Below are 22,831 nucleotides of genomic sequence, written 5' to 3'. Positions count from 1 at the left end.
CCATGAAGCGGAAGCCGCGCGCGCATGCAAGCGTCACGGACGTGGATCGCGCCCTCCGGCTCAGGGCGCCGGCGCCACCGTGTCCGCCGCCTGCGCGCCGCGCCGCCCGAGCGGGCGATCGGGCGCGACCGTGGTGTCCCGTGCGGTCTGCCGCTCCATCTCGGCGTTGAGCTCGGCGGCGAGCAGCACGATCGTCGTCGAGAGCCAGATCCAGACCATGAAGCCCACCACCGCGCCGAGCGAGCCGTAGGTGGCGTTGTAGGAGCCGAAGTTCGAGACGTACCAGGTGAACAGCATCGAGAAGCCGACGAAGGCTACCGCGCCGATGCCTGCCCCCCACAGCACCCAGCGCCAGCGCGCGCGGGTGCGGCTCGGGCCGTAGCGGAAGATCAGCGCGAGCAGCCCAGTCACCAGCACGAGCGCGATCGGGAAGCGCAGCCAGCGCAGCAGCATCTCGATCTCGGCCCCGAGCGGCACGGCGGCGAGCACCGCCGGCATCACGGCCACCGCCGCGACGAGCCCGCCCCCGATCAGGAGCGCGCCGAGCGTGAACAGCAGCGTCAGCGCGTTGAGCGCGAGGAAGCCGCGCTCCTCGTCCTCGTCGTAGGCGACGTTGAGCGCGTCGAAGATCGCCTTCATGCCGGAATTCGCGCTCCAGAGCGTGAGCAGCAGGCCGCCCACGAAGCCGAACGTCAGCGCACCGCCCCCCTGCGCGGCGACTCGCTCGATCTCGCCCTCGATCACGTCGACCGCGCCGCTCGGGATCACGCCGGACAGGCTGGCCACCTGCCGGCTCACCTCCTCGGGGGAGAAGAACAGGCCGTAGAGCGAGACGAAGGCGGCGATCGCCGGGAAGAGCGCGAGGAGCGCGTAGAAGGTCACGCCGGCGGCGACCGCCATCAGACGATCGCGGGAGAACTCGGTGGCGACGCGCTTGGCGACGTCGATCCAGCCCGCGCGGGGGATCTCGCGCGGCGTCGCCGCCCGCCGCCCGCGGGCGTGATCGCGGTCGGCGGGGCGGTCGGGGGTCTTCGAGGGGCGCAGGCGCGAGCGGCCCTCCCGTGCGGCGGCGCTCGGGGGCTCGTCGAGGGCGAGCCCCGCCCCGGGTCCCCGGTGATCGCGACGCAGATAGGCCGCCGAGGCGACGATGGCCGTCGCGGCCACGAGGCCGAGCGTCGAGATGCGGGCCGGGGGCGCGTCGCGGCGGGGCGGCTGGGCGGGGGCGTCCATGGAAAATGCCTCGTCGTCGTGCGGTCGTAATGGTCGGCTAGGCAAGCCGCAGGACAGCGCCACGGTTCCGCATCCGTACCGTTCGGCGTTCCCGCGTCCGGACATGCCCGCAATTGCGCACCGCAGCGAAGTCGCGGAGGGTGCGGGCTCGCATCCGCGACGCGGAACGAATGGAGCCGCCGGCCGTCGACAGGGCTGCCGGCGGAGCGCGTTCGCGCGCGACCCCCGCGCGCGACCCCACGGAGAGCGCATGCCAACGGAGAGCGCATGAAGCCCATCCTCACGCTCACCCTCAACCCGTCCGTGGACGGCTCGGCCGAGGCCGACGTCGTTCGCCACACGCACAAGATCCGCACCTCCAACGAGCGCTACGATCCCGGCGGCGGCGGCATCAACGTCGCGCGGGTGCTGACCGAGCTGGGCGCCGAGGCCTGCTCGGTCTACGCTGCGGGAGGCGCGACCGGCGGCGTGCTCGACACGCTCGTCGGCCAGCGCGGGATCGCCTACACGCGCATCCCGATCCACGACGACACCCGCATCAGCCACGTCGTGTTCGAGCGTTCGTCGGGCAAGGAATACCGCTTCGTCCCGGAGGGCCCGCTACTGCGGGAGGACGAGTGCGCGGCCGTGCTCGCGGAGATCGAAGAGCGCGACGTCGACTGGATCGTCGCCTCGGGCTCCCTGCCTCGAGGCACGCCACCGGGCTTCTACAGCCGCATCGCCGACATCGCGGCCGCCAAGGGCGCGAAGCTCGTGCTCGACACGTCCGGCGCCGCGCTCGCCGACACGCTCGCGCATGGCGGGCTCCACCTCGTCAAGCCGAGCCACGGCGAGCTCGAAAAGGCGGTCGGGCGTCCCCTGCCCGACACCGAGGCGATCGGCGCGGCGGCGATGGAGTTCGTCCTCGCCGGCAAGGTCGATCTCGTCGCGGTGACGCTCGGCCACGAGGGCGCGATCCTCGCCTCGCGCGAGGGCGTGGTGCGCAAGGAGGTGCCCCCGGTCGAGGTGCGCTCGGCGGTGGGCGCGGGCGATTCCTTCGTCGCCGGCATGACCTTCGGTCTCGCCACGGGCCTCTCCCCGCGAGAGGCCTTCGTGCTCGGCATGGCCGCGGGCACCGCCGCGGTGCTGACGCCTGGGACGGAGTTGTGCAGGCGCGAAGACGTCGAGCGCCTGCGCGCCGAGATCGGCGCATGACGAACGCAGCGACATCGAGCGAGGGTCGAAACCGGATGAAAGTCGTCGTCTTCAGCGCCAAGCCCTACGATCGCGCCTTCCTGCACCAGGCCGCGCGCCCGCTCGGCCACGAGCTCGCCTTCGTCGAGGCGACGCTGACCGCCGACAGCGCCGTGCTGGCGGACTCGGCCGGGGCCGTGTGCGTCTTCGTCAACGACCATTGCGACGCCGCCGCCCTGGAGCGGCTCGCGGGCCTGGGCGTGAAGCTCGTGGCGCTGCGCTGCGCCGGCTTCAACAACGTCGACCTCCAGGCGGCGCGCCGGCTCGGCATCGCGGTGGCGCGCGTGCCGGCCTACTCGCCGCACGCGGTCGCCGAGCACACGCTCGCCCTCGTGCTGGCCCTGAACCGCAAGATCCACCGCGCCTACAACCGCGTGCGCGAGGGCAACTTCGCGCTCGACGGCCTGCTCGGCTTCGATCTCCAGGGCAAGACGGTGGGCATCGTCGGCACCGGCCAGATCGGCGCCATTGCGGCCGGCCTGTTCCAGGGCTTCGGCTGCACCGTGATCGCCCACGACGTCGCCGAGAACCCGGACTGCGTCGCCCGCGGCATCGCCTACGTCTCGCGCGAGGAGCTGTTCGCCCGCGCCGACATCGTCTCGCTGCACTGCCCGCTCACCCCGCAGACGCGCCACATGATCGACGCCGACGCGATCGCGCGGATGAAGCACGGCGTCATGATCGTCAACACCAGCCGCGGCGCGGTGATCGACACGCCCGCCGTGCTCGTGGGGCTGAAGTCCGGGCGGATCGGCAACCTCGCGCTCGACGTCTACGAGGAGGAGGGCGACCTGTTCTTCGAGGACCTCTCCAACACGATCCTCGGCGACGACGTCTTCGCCCGGCTGCTGACCTTCCCCAACGTGCTGATCACCGGCCACCAGGCCTTCTTCACAAAGGAAGCGCTCGGCAACATCGCGCAGACCACGCTCTCCAACATCGATGCCTTCGCGCGGACGGGCGCGCCGCTGCATGCGGTGTCCGTGGAGAAGCTCGCGGATTGATGCGGTCCTGTAGGCTCTCCCCTCTCCCTCGTGGAGAGGGGCCGGGGGTGTGGGGCGTGCAGAACGCGCTCGACGCCGATGCCGCGCTTCACCGACGTGCGCCGGCGCAGCGCCGCCTCACAAGAAGCTCTGGGGGTCCACGTCCACCTGCACGCGGATGCCGCCCGTCGGCTTCGGCCCCGCGGCGAGCCAGTCGCGCAGGAAGCCCTGGAGATCGCGGGTGCGCGCGGCGCGCACCAGGATGCGCACACGGTGGCGGCCGCGGATCATGGCGATGGGCGCCTCGGCGGGCCCGAGCACCGAGAGGTCGGCGTCGAGAACGCCCATCGCGTGCGCCGCGCGCACCAGCGTGCGGGCGTGGGCGTGGGTCGCATCCTTGTCCGCCCCCGTCACGACGAGCGCCGCGAGGCGGCCGAAGGGCGGCAGGCGGGCCGCCTCGCGCTGCGCCGTCTCCTCGGCGTAGAAGCGCTCGGCGTCGCCCGAGACGAGCGCCGCGATCACCGGATGCGCGGGCTGGAACGTCTGGAGATAGGCCCGCCCGGGCCGGTCGCCGCGCCCGGCGCGGCCCGTCACCTGCTGGAGGAGCTGGAAGGTGCGCTCGGCCGCCCGCGGGTCGCCGGAGGTGAGCCCGAGATCGGCATCGACGACGCCCACCACCGAGAGGAGCGGGAAGTTGTGCCCCTTCGCCACGAGCTGCGTGCCGATGACGATGTCGCAGGCGCCGGACGCGATGGCGTCGAGCTCCGTGCGCAGCCGCTCGGCGCCGCCGGGGAAGTCGGACGAGAGCGTGATCGTGCGCTTCTCCGGGAAGAGCGTCGCCACCTCCTGCGCGATCCGCTCCACGCCGGGGCCGCAGGGCACGATCGTGTCCACCCCGCCGCAGGAGGGGCAATGGTCCGGCGTGCGCTCGACATGGCCGCAATGGTGGCAGACGAGGGCGCGCCGGAAGCGGTGCTCGACGAGCCAGGCGGTACAGTTCGGGCACTCGTAGCGGTGCCCGCAGGCGCGGCACAGGGTGAGCGGGGCGAAACCGCGGCGGTTGAGGAAGAGCAGCGCCTGCTCGCCGCGCGCGGTCGCCGCCTCGATCGCCGCGGCGAGCGGGGGCGCGATCCAGCGGCCCTGCGGCGGGCCGGACGCGCGCATGTCGATCGTCGCGATGTCGGGGAGCGTGCGCCCGCCGAAGCGCTCGGGCAGGCGGATGTGGGCGTAGCGCCCGCGCTCGGCGTTGACCCGCGTCTCGAGCGAGGGCGTCGCCGAGGCGAGGACGACGGCGGCGGGCTCGAGCCGGCCGCGGATCACCGCCATGTCGCGGGCGTGGTAGTGGACGCCGTCCTCCTGCTTGTAGCCGGCGTCGTGCTCCTCGTCGACGACGACGAGCTTCAGGTCGGCGTAGGGCAGGAACAGCGCCGAGCGCGCGCCCACCACGACCTTGGCTGCGCCCGAGGCGATGTCGGCGTAGAGCCGCTCGCGGCGCTTGCCCCCGACGCCGGAGTGCCAGGCGGCGGGACGCACGCCGAAGCGCTCGGCGAAGCGGTCGAGGAAGCCCGCGGTGAGCGCGATCTCCGGCATCAGCACGAGGCTCTGCCCGCCCATGCGCAGCGCCTGGGCGATCGCCTCGAAATAGGCCTCGGTCTTGCCCGAGCCGGTGACGCCCTCGAGCAGGATCGGCACGGGCACGCCCGATGCGGTCTCGCGCACGGCGGCGGCGAGGGCGTCTGCCGCGACGCGCTGGTCGGCCGAGAGCGCGGCGGGGGCATGGTCCGGATCGGGGGCCGGCGACTGCGGAGCGAGGAGCGCCAGCGTCTCGAGCGCGCCCTCGTCGACGAGACCGTCGACGACGCCGGCGCTGACGCCGGCGGCGAGCGCGAGCTCGCGCTTGGCGCGCGCGGCGCCGTCCGCCGCGATCGCGAGGACCCGCTCGCGGGCGGGCGTCATGCGCTTGGGCAACGCGCCCGTCGCGCGCACGCCGACGCGCGGCGTCTCGGCGCGGCTGCCGTCCGCGAGCTTGAGCGCCATCGGCAGGACCGCGCCTCGCGGGGCGAGCGTCCAGTGCGCGACGAAGTCGAGGAGCGCCCGCAGCCTCTCGGGCAGGATCGGCGCATCGATCGGGCCGGCGAGCGTCTTCAGGTTCGCCCCCGCGCCCTCGCGCAGGTCCCAGACCACGCCGATCGCCTCGCGCGGGCCGAACGGCACGCGCACCGGCTGGCCGGGGACGAGCGTCATCCCGTCCGGGACGCGGTAGCTGAACAGCGTGTCGAGGGGCAGCGGGACGAGAACGTCCGCCAGCGTCTGGACCATGGGCGGGCGGCGTTGACGGTTTGGTGAGCCTGAGCCGAGAGACTTACGCCATGACGACGACCTGCGCCATCCCGAGCCGCGCGCCATGATCGCCCCCGCGGTCGACGCCGCCCTGCGCGCCCATCTCGTGGCGCTCGCCACCGAGCGGCGCTATTCGCCGAAGACGATCGAGGCCTACGGGCGCGACATCCGGCAGTGCCTGACCTTCCTCGCCGAGCATCTCGGCGAGCCGCCGGACGCTGCCGCTCTGGCGGCGCTGCCGGCGCGGGACCTGCGCGCCTTCCTCGCCGCGCGCCGGGCCGACGGCGCGGTGGACGCGACGCTGTCGCGCAAGCTCTCCGCCGTGCGCGGCTTCGTGCGCGCGCTCTCCCGCGAGACGGGGGTCGAGATGGCGGGCGTCGCCTCCGTGCGCGGCCCGCGGCGCAAGCGCGACCTGCCGCGCCCTGTGGCGCCCGCCGCGGCGATCGCGCTCACGGATCCCGACCTGCGCGCCGACGAGGACCGCCCGACCTGGGTGCTGGTGCGCGACGCCGCCGTGCTCGCGCTCCTCTACGGGGCGGGGCTCCGCATCTCCGAGGCGCTCGGCATCCTGCGGCGCGACGCGCCGACGCTCGCCGGCGCGACGCTGACCGTCGTCGGCAAGGGCGGACGCACCCGCGCCGTGCCCGTCATCGCGCCGGTCGCCGAGGCCGTCGCGGCCTACCTCGCCGCATGCCCGCACCCTCTCGCGCCGGACGCGCCGCTGTTTCGGGGCGAGAAGGGCGGGCCGCTCGGGGCGCGGATCGTCCAGGGTGCGATGGCGCGGCTGCGCGGCGCGCTCGGCCTGCCCGATTCGGCGACGCCGCACGCGCTGCGCCATTCCTTCGCGACGCACCTCCTCGCCCGCGGCGGCGACCTGCGCGCGATCCAGGAACTGCTCGGCCACGCCTCCTTGTCGACGACGCAGGTCTATACCCGCGTCGACGCCGCCGGCCTCCTCGCGGCGGTCGAGGCGGCGCACCCCCGCGCGCGCCCGAGGTAGCGACGAGCCGAGGACGCGTGCGCGGATTGCCGATTCCTGCGGGGTAACCTTCTGCAAAGCATTCCTGGTTACCGTTTGGCCCGTCATTCGAGACGGGGAAAGGGACGGCATGGTCGAGCGGGCGGCGCGCATAGCAGCCGAGGAGCGACGTCCGGTGCGCGTTCTCGTCGCCGATCCCGCCGCGGGATCCCGGCTGAGCCTGGTCGTCACCCTCAAGGGCTTCGATGCCGGCATCGAGGTGATCGAGACGAGCGAGGGGCGCGAGACGCTCGAGGCGCTCACCGGCAAGCGCCCGGACATCGCCTTCGTCAACGTCCATATGGACGGCGTCTCCGGCGCCGAGGCGCTGGCGATCTCCCGTCACCAGGGCGTGCGGCCGCTCACGATCCTGATGGCCGACGGCGTGATGAAGCATTGGGTCGACCTGTCGGTCGAGCTCGACGCCTACGAGTTCCTCAAGAAGCCGATCGACGCGGACCACGTCACCGCGCTCCTGAAGAACCACCGGCGCATGCGACAGCCGCTGCGGCTCCTCCTCGTCGACCACGCCGATACCGCGCGGGCGACTGTGCGCAAGATCTTCGAGCGCAGCCGTTTCTCCTTCGAGATCGACGAGACCGACGCCGGGCGCCACGCGCTCAAGCTGCTGCAGCTGACGAGCTACGATCTCGCCCTCTTCGACATGAACCTCAAGGGCATGGACGGGCTCGAGACCGCCTGCCAGGCGCGCGAGGTCGCGCCCGACACCAAGCTGCTGATCATGAGCGTCTCGCCGGCGACGACGCTGCCCGGCGCGCTCAAGCACTTCGGCGTCGAGGCGCTGCTCGAGAAGCCCTTCTACATCCGCGACGTCGAGAAGGTCTTCCACAAGATCTACGGCCTGCGGCGCCCCTACCTGATGAACGCCCTCACCCCCGAGACCGAGGCGAAGGCCCGGGTCGCCGCCCTGCGCTGAGGGCACATGGGAGCGCCGCGCCGCGGTCAGCCGTGGAAGGGGAAGCGGTCGAGGGGGATGCGCAGGATGCGCCGGCCCTTCGCGTCGGGCTCCGGCAGGCGCATGCCGTTCATGTTGACCTGCAAGGCCATCAGCATCCGGGCCGGCAGGGGCAGCGTCGCGTCGCGCTCCGAACGGATGCGCACGAACGCCTCCCGGGACGGGTTCCCGGCGAAGTGCTTGTTCGACGCCTTGTGCTCGGCGACCGTCGCCTCCCCCGCCGGCGCCCGCCCGCCGGGCTGGTAGTCGTGCCCGACGAAGAGCCGCGTGTCGTCCGGCAGCGCGAGGATCGCCCGGATCGAATCGTAGAGCTCGCCCGCGTCGCCACCGGGGAAGTCGGCGCGCGAGGAGCCGGAATCCGGCATCATCAGCGTGTCGTGCACGAAGGCGGCGTCACCCACCACATAGCTGACCGACGCGACCGTGTGGCCGATCGAGAGCATCACCCGCGCGTCGAGCCCGCCGATGCGGAACGTCTCGCCGTCGGCGAACAGGCGGTCCCATTGCGAGCCGTCGGCGGGGAAGTCGTCCATGGCGTAGAGGTCGCGCCAGATCTCCTGCACGCGCCGCACCCGCTCGCCGATGGCGATCGGCGCGCCGGTGCGCTGCTTCAGCCAGGCAGCGGCGGAGAGATGATCCGCGTGGGGATGCGTGTCGAGGATCCAGGCCACCGCGAGGCCCTGCTCGGCGACGTAGGCGAGGATGTCCTGCGCCTGGTCGGTCCGCGTCGCGGCCGCGCGCGGATCGAGCTCGAGCACGGGGTCGACGATGGCCGCCTGCCGGGTGTCCGGGCAGGAGACGACGTATTGCAGCGAGCCGGTGGCGGCGTCGTAGAAGGGCTGCACGTCCGGGCTGCCGGGCCCGCGCGAGGGGGAGTGCGAGAGGCGCATGCCGTTCTCCTTCTTTAACGTTAGAGAGTTCTAATATTCGGACATATCAGGTCGGCGGCACGGGATGCAAGGGGGTGGGGGCGGATCGCCGGCCGAGCGGCGGCCTGCACCTTGACTTATGGCGCGATTGCGCAAACATGCTCGATCACGTGGTCGAGCATCCGATCGATCGCCGGTAACCGGGCACATGCGCCCCACGGCCGGCCGCATCCGCGGCGCGGCCTTCCTGCGCATCCCGCAAACGAGGAGACATCAGCCATTCGCCGACCCATGAGAGCCATGCCGGTGCCCCAGAAGGAGGGTCCGCGCGCCAATCGTGACATTCGCGGCGTCCGCGAGGTTCAGCTCATCGACCAGGAGGGGCAGAACCGCGGGGTCCTGTCGTTCTTCGACGCGTTGCGCGTCGCCGAGGAAGCCGGCCTCGACCTCGTCGAGATCGCGCCCAACTCGGAGCCGCCGGTCTGCAAGCTGCTCGACTACGGCAAGTTCCGGTTCGACCAGCAGAAGAAGGCCTCCGAGGCGCGCAAGAAGCAGAAGACCGTCGAGGTCAAGGAAGTGAAGCTTCGTCCCGCAATCGACAAGCACGATTACGAGACGAAGATGAAGAACGTCCGGCGCTTCTTCGAAGAGGGCGACAAGGTGAAGATCACCCTGCGCTTCCGCGGCCGCGAGATGGCGCACCAGGATCTCGGCCTCAAGCTGCTCGAGCGCGTGAAGGCGGAGACCCAGGAGTTCGCCAAGGTCGAGGTCGAGCCGCAGCTCGAAGGCCGGCAGATGATCATGATCCTGGCCCCGCGCTGACGCGGGGCCTTTCGGCCCGGGACGGCCTACGCGTCGGCGGGGTCGATCTCGTCGATCGGGACGATCGGCTCGTCCTTGATCTGGTCGAGCGTGAGCGCGGTTCGCACGTTGCGCACGTTCGGCAGCTCGGTCAGGGCGCCGACGAAGGCCTGGAAGGCCGAGAGGTTGGGGGCGACGCACTTCAGGATGAAGTCGATGTCCCCCGACAGGGTCCAGCACTCGCGCACCGACGGCCAGTCCTTCACGTGCGCCTGGAAGGCGACGAGGTCGGACTGCTTCTGGCTCTGCAGCTGGACCATGGCGAAGCACACGACCTCGATGCCGAGCGGCTTGGGGTCGACGAGCGCGCGGTAGCCCTTGATCACGCCCGCTTCCTCGAGCGCCCGCACCCGGCGCAGGCAGGGCGGCGCGGACAGGCCGACCCGGCGGGCGAGCTCCACGTTGGTGATGCTTCCGTCCGCCTGCAATTCGCGCAGGATCGCGAGATCTATGGAATCGAGGCGTCCGCGCACGTAAGAAGAGCTCCGCTGGCCATCGCGCCACGACGTAGGTAGACCGCCCGAAGCTCCCGCACAAGCGGCGCGGCGGAGAAGGCGAGCGTTGTCCCCGTGCCGGCGAGCCGCATGTCGCACACAGCTCCAGAGCGTTCCCCGCCGACCCGAGCCGTCGTCCTCACCGACGGCAAGGCCGGCGACGAGATGCAGTGCCTGGGCGTGGCCGAGGCGCTCGGGCTCGCCCCCGAGATCCGCCGGGTCGCCCCGCGCCGGCCCTTCGCCTGGCTCGCGCCCCGCGGCCCGCTCGACCCCCGCGAGCGGCCCGGCCGTCCCGGCGGGCCGCTGCCGGAGCCCTGGCCCGACCTCGTCATCGCGTCGGGGCGCCGCGCGGTGCCGTACCTGCCGGCGCTGAAGCGCGCGAGCAATGGGCGCGTGTTCACAGCCTTCCTCAAGGACCCGCGCACGGGTCCGAAGGCCGCCGATTTCGTCTGGGTCGCCGAGCACGACCGGCTGCGCGGGGAGAATGTCCTCGTCACCCTCACCGCGCCCCATCGCGTCTCGCCCGCGCGCCTCGCCGCGGCGCGAGCCGATCCCGACCCGCGCCTGTCGGCCCTGCCCACCCCGCGGGTCGCGGTGCTCGCCGGCGGCGACAGCCGGCACCACCGCTTCACGGAGGGAGACCAGGCGCGCTTTCTCGCCGATCTCGGGCGCCTCGCCCGCGAGGACGGCGCGCGGCCGATGATCACGGCGTCGCGCCGCACGCCCGGCGCGCTGCGCGCGGGCCTCGCCCGCCTCGCCGCGCAGACCGGCGGCTTCTACTGGGACGGCGAGAGCCCCGGGGAGAACCCCTACGTCGCGCTGCTGGCGCTGGCGGACGCCGTCGTCGTCACCGCCGATTCGACCAACATGCTGGGGGAAGCGGCGGCGGCGGGTGTTCCGGTGCTTGTGTTCTCGCCCTCGGGCGGGCATCCGAAGTTCGAGACGCTGGTGCGCGGGCTCGAAGCCCGGGGGATCGCGAGATCCTTCACCGGGCGCCTTGAAGGCGCGCGTACCGAGCCCCTAGATTCGACCCCCGTGGTCGCCGCGGCCCTGGCGCGGGCCTACCATGCGCATCGCGACGCGCACGGCCTGCCGCGGACCGCCCTGCCCGGTCTCGGGCAGGACACAGGAGAATGAGACAATGGCGCAGACGCACGCGAAGCTCGTCATCATCGGGTCCGGCCCCGCCGGCTACACGGCCGCGATCTACGCCGCGCGCGCCATGCTGGAGCCGGTCCTGATCTCCGGCCTGCAGCCCGGCGGCCAGCTGACCATCACCACCGACGTCGAGAACTATCCCGGCTTCGCCGACGTGATCCAGGGCCCCTGGCTGATGGACCAGATGCGCGCCCAGGCCGAGCACGTCGGGACGCGCATGGTCTCCGACTACGTCTCGAAGGTCGACCTCTCGAGCCGCCCCTTCCGGCTCGAATGCGATTCGGGCGACGTCTATCTCGCCGACGCCCTCGTCATCGCCACCGGCGCGCAGGCGAAGTGGCTCGGCCTGCCTTCCGAGGAGGCCTTCCAGGGCGCCGGCGTCTCCGCCTGCGCCACCTGCGACGGCTTCTTCTTCCGCGGCAAGGAGGTCGTCGTCGTCGGCGGCGGCAACACCGCGGTCGAGGAGGCGCTGTATCTCGCCAATCTCGCGTCCAAGGTCATCCTCGTCCACCGCCGCGATTCGCTGCGTGCCGAGAAGATCCTGCAGGACCGGCTGTTCGCCCACCCGAAGGTGGAGGTGCGCTGGAACGCCGCCGTCGAGGAGATCTGCGGCGGCGGCACGCCGCGCGCCGTCACGCACGTGCGGCTCAAGGACACCGCGACCGGCGCGGTCGACGAGCTGCGCGCCGACGGCGTCTTCGTCGCCATCGGCCACAAGCCGGCCACCGAGCTGTTCGCGGGCCAGCTGCCGATGAAGCAGGGCGGCTATCTCGTGGTCGAGCCCGGCACGACGCGGACGGCGATCCCCGGCGTCTTCGCCGCCGGCGACGTCGCCGACGACGTCTACCGCCAGGCGGTCACCGCCGCGGGGCTCGGCTGCATGGCGGCGCTCGAGGCGGAGAAGTTCCTGGCCGAGCACGCCGCCGACCCGGCGGTGCGCGCCGAGGAGAAGAAGCACGAGCAGATGCTCGGGGCGTGGGAGTGAGCCGGGTGAGCGACTCCCTCCTCCTCGTCCCCGGCCTGATGTGCGACGCGCGCCTGTTCGCGCCGCAGATCGCGGCGCTGTCGGCGGGACGCACCGTGATCGTGCCGGACGTCTCCGGTGCCGACACGGTCGACGCGCTCGCCGCCGCGGTGCTGGCCGACGCACCGCCGGCCTTCGCGCTGGCCGGACTCTCGATGGGCGGGATCGTGGCGATGGAGATCGTGCGCCAGGCGCCCGATCGCGTGCGCCGGCTCGCGCTCCTCGACACCGACCCCCGCGCCGATTCGCCGGGCGTGCGCGCCATGCGCGAGGCGCAGATCGCCGAGGTCGAGGCGGGCGGCCTCGACACGGTGCTGCGCCGGGACCTGCAGCCGCTGTTCCTGCACGGCGAGAGCACGCGCGAGGACATCCGCGCCCTGATGCTCGCCATGGCGCACGACCTCGGGCCGGACGTGTTCGTGCGCCAGTCCCGCGCCCTCGCCAGCCGGGGGAGCCAGGAGGAGACGCTGCGCGCCTATCGCGGCCCCACCCTCGTGCTGTGCGGCGAGGACGACCGGCTCTGCCCGGTCAAGCGCCACACCCTGATGCACGAGCTCGTCGCCGGCTCGACCCTCGAGATCGTCCCCGGCGCCGGCCACCTGCCGACGCTGGAGACGCCCGAGGCCGTCGACGCGGCGCTCGCGCGCTGGCTCGCCGCCTGAGCGGCGAGTCGCCTCGAGACCTGCCACGTCATCCCCGTGCCGCGGCGCGGGCTCCCGCGCGGCGCGCCCGCAGCGCGGTTCGATCCGCGGCCGCCGGGCTCGCCGGCGGCGCCTGCGCCGGGGCGGCCGGGCGGGCGCTCGCGTCCAGATGCGCGCCGAGGCTCGCCGCGCTGGCGTAGCGGAACAGATCGGCGATCGGCACCTCGCGCCCCGCCCGGCGCAGGATCTCCGTCTGCACGCGCACCATTTCGACGGACGCGCCCCCGAGGGCGAAGAAGCTCGCTTGCGGGTCGATCGCGTCGAGCCCGAGCACCTCGGCGTAGATGTCCGCCACGAGCCGCTGCGTCGCCGTGAGCGGCCGGTCCTGCGCCTGCACCGCGAGCGGCGCCGGCAGACGCTTGCGATCGACCTTGCCGTTCGACGAGAGCGGCAGCGCCCGGAGATCGACCCACAGCGCCGGGACCATGTAGGACGGCAGCCGCGCGGCCAGCGCATCCGCCAGCGCGGCGTGCGCCGGGGGCCGGTCCGGGTCCGCCGGGACGACGTATGCGACGAGGCGCTTGGGGCCCATCCGCGCGCCGTCCGCCGTGACCACGCAGTCCGCCACCGCGGGCAGCGCGCGCAGCGCGGCCTCGATCTCGCCGAGCTCGACGCGGTAGCCCTGGATCTTGACCTGGAAGTCGACGCGCCCCTGGAACTCGATCGTCCCGTCGGGCAGGCGCCGGCCGAGGTCGCCGGTGCGGTAGAGCCGCCTGCCGTCGACCGGGTCGCGCACAAAACGCGCCCGCGTCGTCCCGGGATCGCCGAGGTAGCCGTCCGCCAGGCCGACGCCGCCGATCCAGAGCTCGCCGGTGGCGTGGAGCGGCCGCTCGCGCATGCGGTCGTCGCGAACGTGCATGGTCTGGTTCGCCATGGGCGTGCCGTAGGGCACGCTCGGGGCGTAGGTCCGCGGCTCCATCTCGTGCAGGATCGACCAGATCGAAGCCTCCGTCGCGCCGCCGAGCGAGACGAGCCGCGCGCCGGGCGCGAGCCGGCCGAGACGGGCGGGGAGATCGGTCGGGATCCAGTCGCCGCTGAGGAGGACGAGCCGCAGGGCGTCGGGCAGCCGGCGCCCGCGGGCCTCGCAATAGTCGGCGAGCATGCGCATCAGCGCGGGCGCGCTGTTCCAGACGGTGACGCCCTCGCGCTCCATCAGGGCGAGCCAGTGCTCGGGATCGCGCAGCCCCGCACGGTCCGGCAGGACGAGCCGCCCGCCGGCACCGAGCACGCCGAAGATGTCCCACACCGACAGGTCGAAGCCGAGCGCGGACAGGCCGAGCACGACGTCGTCCGCGCCGATGCCGAATCGCGCGTTCACGTCGAGGCAGGTGTTCGCCGCCCCCCGATGGGCGGTGACGACGCCCTTCGGGGTCCCCGTCGAGCCCGAGGTGAAGATGACGTAGGCCGGATCGTCGAGCGAGGCGAGATCGGGAAGCGGCAGCGGCCGCGCCGGTGCGGCCGTGGTGTCGACGACGATCCGCGCGACCCCGAAATCGGGCGTGCCGGCCTCGACCAGCGCCGCCGGCGCGCCGACGACGGCGAGGATCGCGCGCACGCGCTCGGCACCCTGCGTCGGGTCGACGGGCACGTAGGCGCGCCCGGCGAGAAGCGCGGCGAGGACGGCGACGATCTGCGCGGGCCCCTTCTCCACGAGGACCGGCACGCCGACACCCGGCGGGATCGCGGCGGCGATCCGCCCGGCGAGCGCCCCCGCCGCGGCGACGAGCCCAGCGCGCCCGAGCCGCGCCCCGTCGGCGGCGACCACGGCGACGCGCCCGCCCTCCTCGCGGGCACGCGCGACGAGCGGGGCGTGCAGGAGGTCGACGGGCAGCGGGGTCTCGGTGGCGTTCGTGCGGGCGACGAGGGCGCGGTCCGTCGCCGGCGCGGCGTCGGGCAGCGCCCGGTCCCAGGCCCCGGGCTCGTCGGCGAGGCGCGCCAGCGTGCCTGCGAGCGTGTCGAGCATGGCGTCGATCGATCCCTCGGGGAACAGCTCGTCGACCACGTCCCATTCGAGCCGCAGGCCGCCGTCGGGCGCCTCCGCCACCTGGGCATCGAGCCAGACCTGCGGCGTGCGCGAGACGCCGTGTAGCCGCTCCCCGATCGGCCCGCCCGGGCTCTCGGTCGCGAGCCCGAGCTTGCTCGTCAGCACGATCGGCATCGAGCGCAGGCCCTCGCCGGGATGGAGCGCGTTCACCTCGCGCATGACGGCGACCCCGCTCATGGCGCGGTGGTCGAGCGCCTCGGCGAGGCGGGCCTGCACGTCGCGGGCACGCTCGGCGAAGGGCCGCGCGCCGGCCATGTCGAGCCCCACCAGCAGCACCGAGGTGAAGTCGCCCACGATCCGCTCGACGTCCGGGTGCCAGGGGCGCCGGTCGAAGACGGTGAGGTTCACCGTGAAGGCCGGCGCGGTCGCCCACAGCGCCAGGGTCTCGGCGTAGGCGGCGAGCACGAGGGCCGATTCGGTGATGCCGCGCGCCGCCGCCCCTTCGCGCAGCCGCTCGCGGCGGGCGACGTCGATGCGGCGCACGTGTCGGCGGAAGCGCGGGCGCTCCAGCGTCTCGGGTGCGCGGGCGAGGGGAAGCTGCGGCGCCGGCGGCAGGTCGGGGATGCGCGTACGCCAGAACGCCTCGGCCCGTCGCCGCTCCGCGCCCGGGGCGGCGGCGCGCTCGGCGAGCACGTAGTCGCGAAAGCCGATGGCGAGATCCGGCAGCGCGGCGTCCGGATCGGCGTAGAGCGCGGCGAGCTCGCGGGCGAGGATGCCGAAGGACCAGGCGTCGGCGACGAGGAAGTCGAAGGCGACGTGGAGCTGCGCGTCGCCCTCCTGCCCGCTCACCGCGAGCTCGAAGAGCGGCCAGCGCGACGCGTCGAACGTCCGCGTCTCGAGGCGCTCGCGCAGCACGGCGCGGACGGTCGCGAGACCCTCCGCGTCCGCGCCGACGCCGTGGACGGGGATCGCGACCGGCGGCACCTCCGGCAGCACGCGCTGCGTGCCGTCCTCGTCGACCACGGCGCGCAGCATGTCGTGCCGGCGCACGAGCGTCGTCCAGGCCGCCTCGAGGCGCGCCACGTCGACGTGCGGGCAGGCGAAGGCGTAGGCCGACTGCGCGCCGACGCCGACATGGCCCATGCCGGGCCGCCGGCCGATCCAGTAGGCGCGCTGGATGTCGTTGAGGGGGAAGGGCTCGTGACGCGCCTCCGGGTGCGCGACGACGGCAGGGGGCGTCTCGTCCGCCCGCGTGTCGGCGGCCCCGGCGAACGGCCCGGACAGACCCGCGGCCATCTCGGCCAGCGTCCCGCCGTCCATCAGCTCCGGCAGGCGGGGGCTGCGGCCGAAGGCGCGGCCGATCTCGGCCTGGGCCTCGACCGCGCGCAGGGAGTGGCCGCCGAGCGCGACGAACCCGTCCTCGCGATGGACCGTCTCGACGCCGAGCACGCGCCGCCAGATCTCCGCGAGGCGCGCCTCCGCGCCGGGGCGCGGAGGCGTGCCCGTGCGGGCGCCGGGCAGCGGCAGCGCCGCCTCGTCGATCTTGCCGTTGGGCGTGCGCGGCAGCGCGTCGAGGAGGACGACGGCGTCCGGGACGGCGGCGGCGGGGAGGCGCGCGGCGAGGTCGCGACGCAGACGCTCCGGCTCCAGCGGGGTCGCGGCGGCGACGTACAGGACGAGCCGCTGGGCCCCCGCGAGCACCCGCGCGTGCGCCGGCCCGGCGCCGAGCGCCTCGGCGGCGGCCTCGATCTCGCCGAGCTCGATGCGCACGCCGCGGATCTTCACCTGACGGTCGCGCCGCCCGGAGAGCACGAGCGCGCCGTCGGGCGTCCGCCGCGCGATGTCGCCGGTGCGGTAGAGCGGCACGCCGCTCTCGTCCGTGCCGAACCGCGCACGGGCCGCGGCGTCGGCACCGGTTTCGGCTGCCCCGGCGTAGCCCAGCGCGATCGCGCGCGAGCGCAGCACGATCTCGCCGGGCTCGCCGACGTCGACGGGCGCGCCGTCGGGGCCGACGAGGAGGACGTCGGCGTGCGGAGGCGGATCGCCCAGGGGGATCGGGTCGGCGACCGGCACGCCCGGCGGGATGCGCCGATGGAGGAGGACGCGGGCGGTCTCCGTCGCGCCGTAGAGGCCGACGACCTCGCATCCCGGCGCGAGCCGCCGCAGCCGGGCGACGTCGGCGGCACGAAGCGCCTCGCCGACGAGGAAGGCGAGGCGCAGGCGCGCGAGGGGCGTGCCGCTCTCCTCGTTCTCGCCTGCCGTCACGAGCCGGGCGACGGAGGGCGTGAGGTTCGCGATGGTGACGCCGGCCTCCGCCAGCCAGCGCCGCGCGACGCCCGCCTGGGCGAGCGCCTCGCGCGGGGCGATGCAGAGCGTGCCGCCGGCCCACCAGGCGGTCGCGACGTCGCGCTGGAGCGGGTCGTGCGAGAGGCCCGAGAGCAGGCTCACCCGGTCGTCGCGCGAGAGGCCGAAGGCTTCCTCCTGCCAGGGCATGAAGGCGACGAGCCCGCCGTGGCGGCCGACGACGCCGAGCGGCGTGCCGCTCGTGCCGGAGGTGAAGGTGAGGCAGGCGGGATCGTCGGGGCCGACCGTCGCGGGCGCGAAGCCGAGGGCGTCGTCGGGCGCCTCGAACGGATCCGGCACGACGAGGAGGTCCGCGCCGCCCCCGATCTCCGCCGCGCGTGCCGGATCGATACCGGCGGCGAGGAGAAGCCGCGGGCGCGCGACGTCGAGCATGCGCGCGAGCCGCGCATCCGGATAGGCGGCGTCGAGCACGCCGAAGACGCCGCCGGCGCGCAGCGTCGCGAGGATCGCGAACGGCAGGGCGGCGTCGCGCTCCGCGAGGATCGCCACCGTCTCGCCGGGACGCAGGCCCGCCGCGGCGAGCCGCGCGGCGAAGGCGTCCGCCCGTCGCACGAGGGCGCCGTAGCGGAGCGCGAGGCCCCGTGCGTCGACGAGCGCCGGGCGATCCGCGCCCGGCCCGGCGGCGAAGGCGGCGACGCGGTCCTGGAGCGGGCCGCTCCAGGGGTAGCCGTGGTCCGTCGCCGGGCGCGCCTCGGCCGCGGGAACGGGCTCGCGCAGCGGCGTCGTACGCCAGGGGGCGTCGGGCGTGCGCACGAGGCGCGCGGCGACGCCCAGCACCTGCGCGGCCAGCGTCTCGACGCGCGCGCGCCTCATGAGCCCCGCGTCGAAGCTCATGACGAGGCTCGTGCGCGCCGGCGCCTCGGCGACGTAGAGGGTGAGGTCGAACTTCGCGCCGATGTCGAGCATCGGCTCCAGCCGCCAGCGCAGCGGTCCGGCGGCGCCCCCGGGACGGGCGTCCGGCAGATGATTGAACAGGACCTGGAACAGAGGCCGCGCCCCCGGCGCGCGCCCGGGCGCCAGCGCGTCCACGAGCGCGTCGAGGGAGGCGGCCTCGTCGGTGCGCGCGTCCGCCAGCGCGGCGGCGACCGCGCGGGCCGCCCCCTCGAGGTCGGAGCCCTGCGGCAGCCGCAGGCGTACCGGCAGGAGGTCGAGGAAGAGCCCGACATGGGCATCCGCGCCCGGCGCGTCGCGCCGGGCGACGGGCGTCCCGACGAGGAGGTCGTCCACGTCCGCGACGCGGGCGAGGACGATGCCGAAGGCCGCGAGCCAGAGCGCGGCCGGCGAGACCCGCAGCCGCCCGGCCATGCGCCGCAGATCCGCGACGAGGGCGGGGTCGACGTCGATCTCGAGCGCCTGCGCGGCCCCACCGCGGGCGCCGTCGGCGGGGAGCGCGAGGAGCGTCGGCGCGCCCGCGAGACGGTCGGTCGCGCGGGCCAGCGCCGCGCGCTCGGCGTCGGCGTCCGGCCGCAGTGCGGCGAAGGGATCGCCGGGCGGCGGCAGGGCCGCCGGGCCGTCGGCGGCGTAGAGCGCGAGGATCTCGCGGGCGAGCACCCGCATCGACCAGCCGTCGCAGACGATGTGATCCGCCGCGAGCCCGAGGAGCGCGCGCTCCGGCCCGAGCGCGACGAGGCCGGCCCGGGCCAGCGGACCGCTCGCCCGATCGAACGGCGCGCGCGCCCGCTCGCGCCAGAGCGCGCGGGCCGCCGCCTCGTCCGTGGCCGATCCGAGATCCTCGAGCCCGACGCCGGCGTCCGGCCGCAGCCGCGCCTCCGGCCCGCCGCCGGCGGCGGGCCCCACCTCCGCGAAGGCGAGACGCAGCATCGGATGGCGCGCCGCCGCGGCCCCGACGGCGCGGGCGAGCCGGGCGGCGTCGAGGGGGCCGTCGAGCGTCAGCGTGGCGGCGACGCCCTGGTCGTCACGGCCCTCGCCCAGCGCGTCGAGGACGAGGAAGCGGCGCTGCCCGGGCGTGGGCGCGAGCCACACGGGCGGCGGTGCGGCGCTCGGCTCCTCCACCGACGTCCTGCGCGGGGCCGCCTCCGCGAGGCGGGCGGCGAGCCGGGCCGGGGTGAGCTCGGCGAGCTCCGCGGGCGCGATCCTCACACCGGGGTCGCGCGCGAGCGCGTGGCACAGCTCGGCGAGCGCGAGCGAATCGACGCCGAGCGCCGCGAGCGGCGCATCCTCGGCGATCTCCGCCTCCGGCAGCCGGGCGGCCCGCGCCAGGCGGGCGCGCAGGGACAGGGGGGCCTCGGGCGCATCCGACGTCGCCTCCGGCGCGGAACCCTCGGCGCCGCGCCGCCAGACGTGCAGAGCCTCGAGCGCGCCGCGCTCCAGGAGCCGCCGGGTGAGGCTCCTCTGCACCTTGCCGCTCGTGGTCTTGGGGAGCGCGCCCGGGCGCAGGACGTGGACGGCCTCGAGCGCGACGTCGCAGGCCCGCGCCACCTCCGCGGCGACGGCGCGGGCGACGTCCGCCGCCTTCGCGCGCGCCTCGCGGGCGACCTCGACGGCGATCGCCGCCGCGCCCGCCTCTCCGGCGGCGAAGGCGGCGGCGCCGGCGGTGCGCACCGCCGCGTGCGCGGCGACCGCGGCGGCCTCGATGTCCTGGGGATGCACGTTGCGCCCGCGCAGGATGATCAGGTCCTTGATCCGCCCCGTCACGACGAGCTCGCCCGCGTCGCGGATGCCGAGGTCGCCGGTGCGCAGCCAGCCGCCCTCGCCACCGCCATCGCCCTCGAGGGTCGCGCCGAAGCTCGCGGTGCTCTCGTCGGGCCGGCGCCAGTAGCCGGAGGCGACGCTCTCGCCGCGCACCCAGATCTCGCCCTCGACGCCGTCGGGCCGGGGTGCGCGCGTCCCGGGATCCACGATCGCGACGCGGGTACCCGGGAAGACGCGGCCCGAGGAGACCGCCTCGGCGCCTTCCCCGCCATCCGCCGCCGCGATCCGCCGCGGTGCTTCGCCCTCCTCCAGGACGCGCCGCTCGACGGGCGCGTCCGCGGCGGGCTTGCCGGTCACGAACAGCGTCGCCTCGGCGAGCCCGTAGCAGGGCAGGAAGGCGGCCGGGTCGAAGCCGGTCGGGGCGAACCGCTCGGCGAAGCGCGCGAGCGTCGCCGCCCGCACGGGCTCCGCCCCGTTGAAGGCGACGCGCCAGGTCGAGAGGTCGAGCCCGACGATCGCGCCGGGCGCGTCCGCACACAGGTCGTAGGCGAAGTTCGGGCCACCACTGGTCGTGATCCGGTAGCGGTCGATCGCCCGCAGCCAGGAGAGCGGCTCGCGCAGGAAGTGCGCGGGGCTCATCAGGTGCCCGGCCGCTCCAACCCAAAGTGGCTGCAGCAGCGTCCCGATCAGGCCCATGTCGTGGTAGACGGGAAGCCACCCCAGGATGCGGCTGTCCGCATCGTGGCCGAAGCAGGCCCGGATCGCCTCCTCGTTGGCGGCGATCGCCCCGTGGGTGACCATGACGCCGCGGGGCGTCGCCGTCGACCCGGACGTGTATTGCAGGAAGGCGAGCGCACCGGCCGCGGGCGTCGCCGGGGCCGCCGCCGGCGCGCCGAGCGCCCGCTCGTCGAGGACCGGCACGGCGCCGCCGAGCGCCTCCGCCAGCGCGCCCGAAAGGCTCGGCGAGGCGAGGACGAGGGCCGGCTCGCAATCCGCCACGATGGCGCGGAAGCGCTCCGCGCCCCGGCGCGTGGGGGGCCTCGCGGGCACCGCGACCACGCCCGCCGCGAGCGTTCCGAGAAACGCCTCGGCGAAGGCGAGGCCGGGCTCGAAGGCGAGCACGGCCCGGTCTCCCGGTCGCGCCCGCGACCCGACGAGGCCCGCCCAGAGCGACGCGGCATGACGCAACTGCGAATAAGTCGCCGCCTCGCGGATTCCGAGGTCCGCGTCGAGGAAGGCCCAGGCCCGACCGTGCGGCCGGCGCAATGCGTGATCCGAAAGGGCATCGAGGATCGAGTGCCGCATCGCGCTTTCTCCTTGCCACCAGCAGCGGAGTTGATATAGCTCGTCTACGACATCCGGTTTACTGCGTAAAGCCGTCTTCACCATCGGGGGAGGTACATGCAGCGCGACGAGACGCCCGTCGAGGTTGATCCGATCGCTATCGTCGGTACGGCCTTGAGCTTCCCCGGTGCCACCGACCTGACCCGCTATTGGGAGATGCTCCGCGACGGGCAGGAGGCGGTCCGCTTCTTCAGCGAGGAGGAGATGCGTCGAGCCGGCGTGAAGCCCGCGCGACTCGCCGAGCCGAACTACGTGCGCGCCAAGGGCGTGATCGAGGACGCCGAGTACTTCGACGCCGCGCTCTTCGGTATGAGCGCCGACCGCGCGACCGTGATGGACCCGCAGCACCGCCTCTTCATCCAGAAGTGCTGGGCGGCGCTCGACGACGCGGGCGTCGACCCCGAGCGCTTCGGCGGCCCGATCGGCCTGTTCGGCGGCTGCGCGATCAACACCTACCTGCTGAACAACCTGCGCCACGCCGACCGCGCGCTGACCCGCCGCTTCCATCAGATCGAGTTCCTGATCATGACGGACAAGGACTTCCTGACGACGCAGACCTCGTATCTGCTCGGCCTGGAAGGTCCCAGCGTGACGGTGCAGACGGCCTGCTCGACGGCGCTCGTGGCGGTCCACTACGCCTGCGAGAGCCTGCTCTCGGGGGAGACCGACCTCGCGCTCGCGGGTGCGGCGACGGTCTACGCGCCGCAGGTGAAGGGCTATCTCTACGAGGAGGGCAGCATCGTCTCCGACGACGGGCACGTGCGCTCCTTCGACGCCAAGGGGCGCGGCACGGTCTACTCGTCGGGCGTGGCGGTGGTCGTCCTCAAGCGGCTCTCGGACGCGCTGCGCGACGGCGACCGGGTGCATGCGGTGATCCGCGCGACCGCGGTGAACAACGACGGCCGGCGCAAGGGCGGCTTCCGGATGCCGAGCGCCGAGGGGATGGCCGAGGCAGGCGCCCAGGCGCTGCGGCTGTCGGGCGTGGAGCCGGCGCGCATCGGCATGATCGAGGCGAACGGCTCGGCGACGCCGCTCGGCGACCCGATCGAGATCGCCGCGCTCGACCGCGTCTACGGCCCCGGCGCCGCCGGCCCGGGCACGATCCCGATCGGCTCGGTGAAGAGCAACATCGGGCACATGAACGTCACCGCGGGCATGGGCGCGCTGCTCAAGACGGTGGCGGCGCTCCGGCACGGCAAGGTGCCGCCGAGCCTGAACTACGAGACGCCCAACCCGCAGATCGACTTCGCCCGCACACCCTTCCGCGTGGCGACGACGCTGGAGGACTGGCCGGCGATCGAGGGGCCGCGGGTGGCGGCGGTGAACGTCTACGGCGTCGGCGGCACCAACGCCCACGCCATCCTAGAGGAGGCGCCGCCGGTCCCGGCGCGCGCCCCCTCGCCGGTGTCCGAGCAGCTCCTCGTCGTCTCCGCCGGGAGCGAGGCGGCGCTGGCGCGCGCCTGCGCCGACCTGGAGGCGGCGCTCGCGACCGACCCGAGCCTCGACCTCGACGACGTGGCGGCGACGCTCGAGCGCGGGCGCCGGCGCATGACGCACCGGCGCGCGGCCGTCGCCCGGCGCGACGCGACGGGGGCGATCG

The 22,831-nt window shown here is 74.4% G+C and carries 14 protein-coding genes; 9 read left to right on the top strand and 5 right to left on the bottom strand.

Features of this window, described 5'->3' with window-relative positions:
- Window positions 1–60 precede the first annotated feature (60 nt).
- Window positions 61–1,230: a YihY/virulence factor BrkB family protein gene (locus tag G407_RS0119500; RefSeq protein WP_029032170.1), complete on the bottom strand. Its 1,170-nt coding sequence runs from the start codon at window positions 1,228–1,230 to the stop codon at window positions 61–63.
- Window positions 1,231–1,497: 267 nt separating this feature from the next.
- On the opposite strand from G407_RS0119500, the gene G407_RS0119495 reads away from it, so the two are divergent.
- Window positions 1,498–2,424, top strand: a complete 927-nt coding sequence (locus G407_RS0119495) for a 1-phosphofructokinase family hexose kinase (protein WP_029032169.1) — start codon at window positions 1,498–1,500, stop codon at window positions 2,422–2,424.
- Window positions 2,425–2,459: 35 nt separating this feature from the next.
- The gene (locus G407_RS0119490) at window positions 2,460–3,467 is read left to right on the top strand and encodes a 2-hydroxyacid dehydrogenase (protein ID WP_029032168.1); all 1,008 of its coding nucleotides are present in this window, start codon (window positions 2,460–2,462) and stop codon (window positions 3,465–3,467) included.
- Window positions 3,468–3,584: 117 nt separating this feature from the next.
- On the opposite strand, the gene G407_RS0119485 is transcribed toward G407_RS0119490, so the two are convergent.
- Window positions 3,585–5,765: a primosomal protein N' gene (locus tag G407_RS0119485; RefSeq protein WP_029032167.1), complete on the bottom strand. Its 2,181-nt coding sequence runs from the start codon at window positions 5,763–5,765 to the stop codon at window positions 3,585–3,587.
- Between the two features lie 85 nt (window positions 5,766–5,850).
- Here G407_RS0119485 and G407_RS0119475 point away from each other — a divergent pair, with 85 nt between their 5' ends.
- Window positions 5,851–6,786 carry a tyrosine recombinase XerC gene (locus G407_RS0119475; protein ID WP_043540223.1) on the top strand — a complete coding sequence of 312 codons (936 nt, stop codon included), beginning with the start codon at window positions 5,851–5,853 and terminating at the stop codon, window positions 6,784–6,786.
- A gap of 154 nt (window positions 6,787–6,940) precedes the next feature.
- The gene (locus G407_RS0119470; protein ID WP_169728811.1) at window positions 6,941–7,741 is read left to right on the top strand and encodes a response regulator; all 801 of its coding nucleotides are present in this window, start codon (window positions 6,941–6,943) and stop codon (window positions 7,739–7,741) included.
- A 26-nt stretch (window positions 7,742–7,767) separates the two neighbouring features.
- Here the strand turns inward: G407_RS0119470 and G407_RS0119465 are convergent, their stop codons facing one another.
- Window positions 7,768–8,670 carry an MBL fold metallo-hydrolase gene (locus tag G407_RS0119465; RefSeq protein ID WP_043540222.1) on the bottom strand — a complete coding sequence of 301 codons (903 nt, stop codon included), beginning with the start codon at window positions 8,668–8,670 and terminating at the stop codon, window positions 7,768–7,770.
- A gap of 279 nt (window positions 8,671–8,949) precedes the next feature.
- Here G407_RS0119465 and infC point away from each other — a divergent pair, with 279 nt between their 5' ends.
- The gene (infC, locus tag G407_RS0119460) at window positions 8,950–9,471 is read left to right on the top strand and encodes a translation initiation factor IF-3 (protein ID WP_029032163.1); all 522 of its coding nucleotides are present in this window, start codon (window positions 8,950–8,952) and stop codon (window positions 9,469–9,471) included.
- Between the two features lie 26 nt (window positions 9,472–9,497).
- On the opposite strand, the gene G407_RS0119455 is transcribed toward infC, so the two are convergent.
- Complete coding sequence (locus tag G407_RS0119455; RefSeq protein ID WP_029032162.1) at window positions 9,498–9,983, bottom strand: Lrp/AsnC family transcriptional regulator; 486 nt, start codon at window positions 9,981–9,983, stop codon at window positions 9,498–9,500.
- Window positions 9,984–10,094: 111 nt separating this feature from the next.
- Here G407_RS0119455 and G407_RS28830 point away from each other — a divergent pair, with 111 nt between their 5' ends.
- Genes G407_RS28830 through G407_RS0119440 form a run of 3 tightly spaced genes read left to right on the top strand, consistent with a single transcriptional unit; the run spans window position 10,095 to window position 12,848 of the window.
- Complete coding sequence (locus G407_RS28830) at window positions 10,095–11,141, top strand: mitochondrial fission ELM1 family protein (RefSeq protein ID WP_052341620.1); 1,047 nt, start codon at window positions 10,095–10,097, stop codon at window positions 11,139–11,141.
- Between the two features lie 4 nt (window positions 11,142–11,145).
- A complete protein-coding gene (gene trxB, locus G407_RS28825; protein ID WP_052341617.1) occupies window positions 11,146–12,147 on the top strand; it encodes a thioredoxin-disulfide reductase in 1,002 nt (333 codons plus the stop codon).
- 5 nt (window positions 12,148–12,152) lie between these two features.
- Window positions 12,153–12,848 (top strand): alpha/beta fold hydrolase, encoded by a 696-nt coding sequence (locus G407_RS0119440; RefSeq protein ID WP_029032161.1) that lies wholly within the window; start codon window positions 12,153–12,155, stop codon window positions 12,846–12,848.
- A 28-nt stretch (window positions 12,849–12,876) separates the two neighbouring features.
- Here G407_RS0119440 and G407_RS28820 read toward each other — a convergent pair whose 3' ends face one another.
- On the bottom strand, window positions 12,877–21,192 hold the full coding sequence (locus G407_RS28820) for a non-ribosomal peptide synthetase (RefSeq protein WP_043540221.1): 8,316 nt from the start codon (window positions 21,190–21,192) through the stop codon (window positions 12,877–12,879).
- Window positions 21,193–21,288: 96 nt separating this feature from the next.
- On the opposite strand from G407_RS28820, the gene G407_RS0119425 reads away from it, so the two are divergent.
- Window positions 21,289–22,831 (top strand): beta-ketoacyl synthase N-terminal-like domain-containing protein (locus G407_RS0119425; RefSeq protein WP_043540220.1); only part of this gene is annotated, 1,543 nt, incomplete at its 3' end.

The organism is Salinarimonas rosea DSM 21201 (genome assembly GCF_000429045.1).
GTDB lineage: Bacteria > Pseudomonadota > Alphaproteobacteria > Rhizobiales > Beijerinckiaceae > Salinarimonas > Salinarimonas rosea.
The sequence above is the reverse complement of the archived record's forward strand: the minus strand, read 5'-3'. Positions and strand labels throughout refer to the sequence as shown.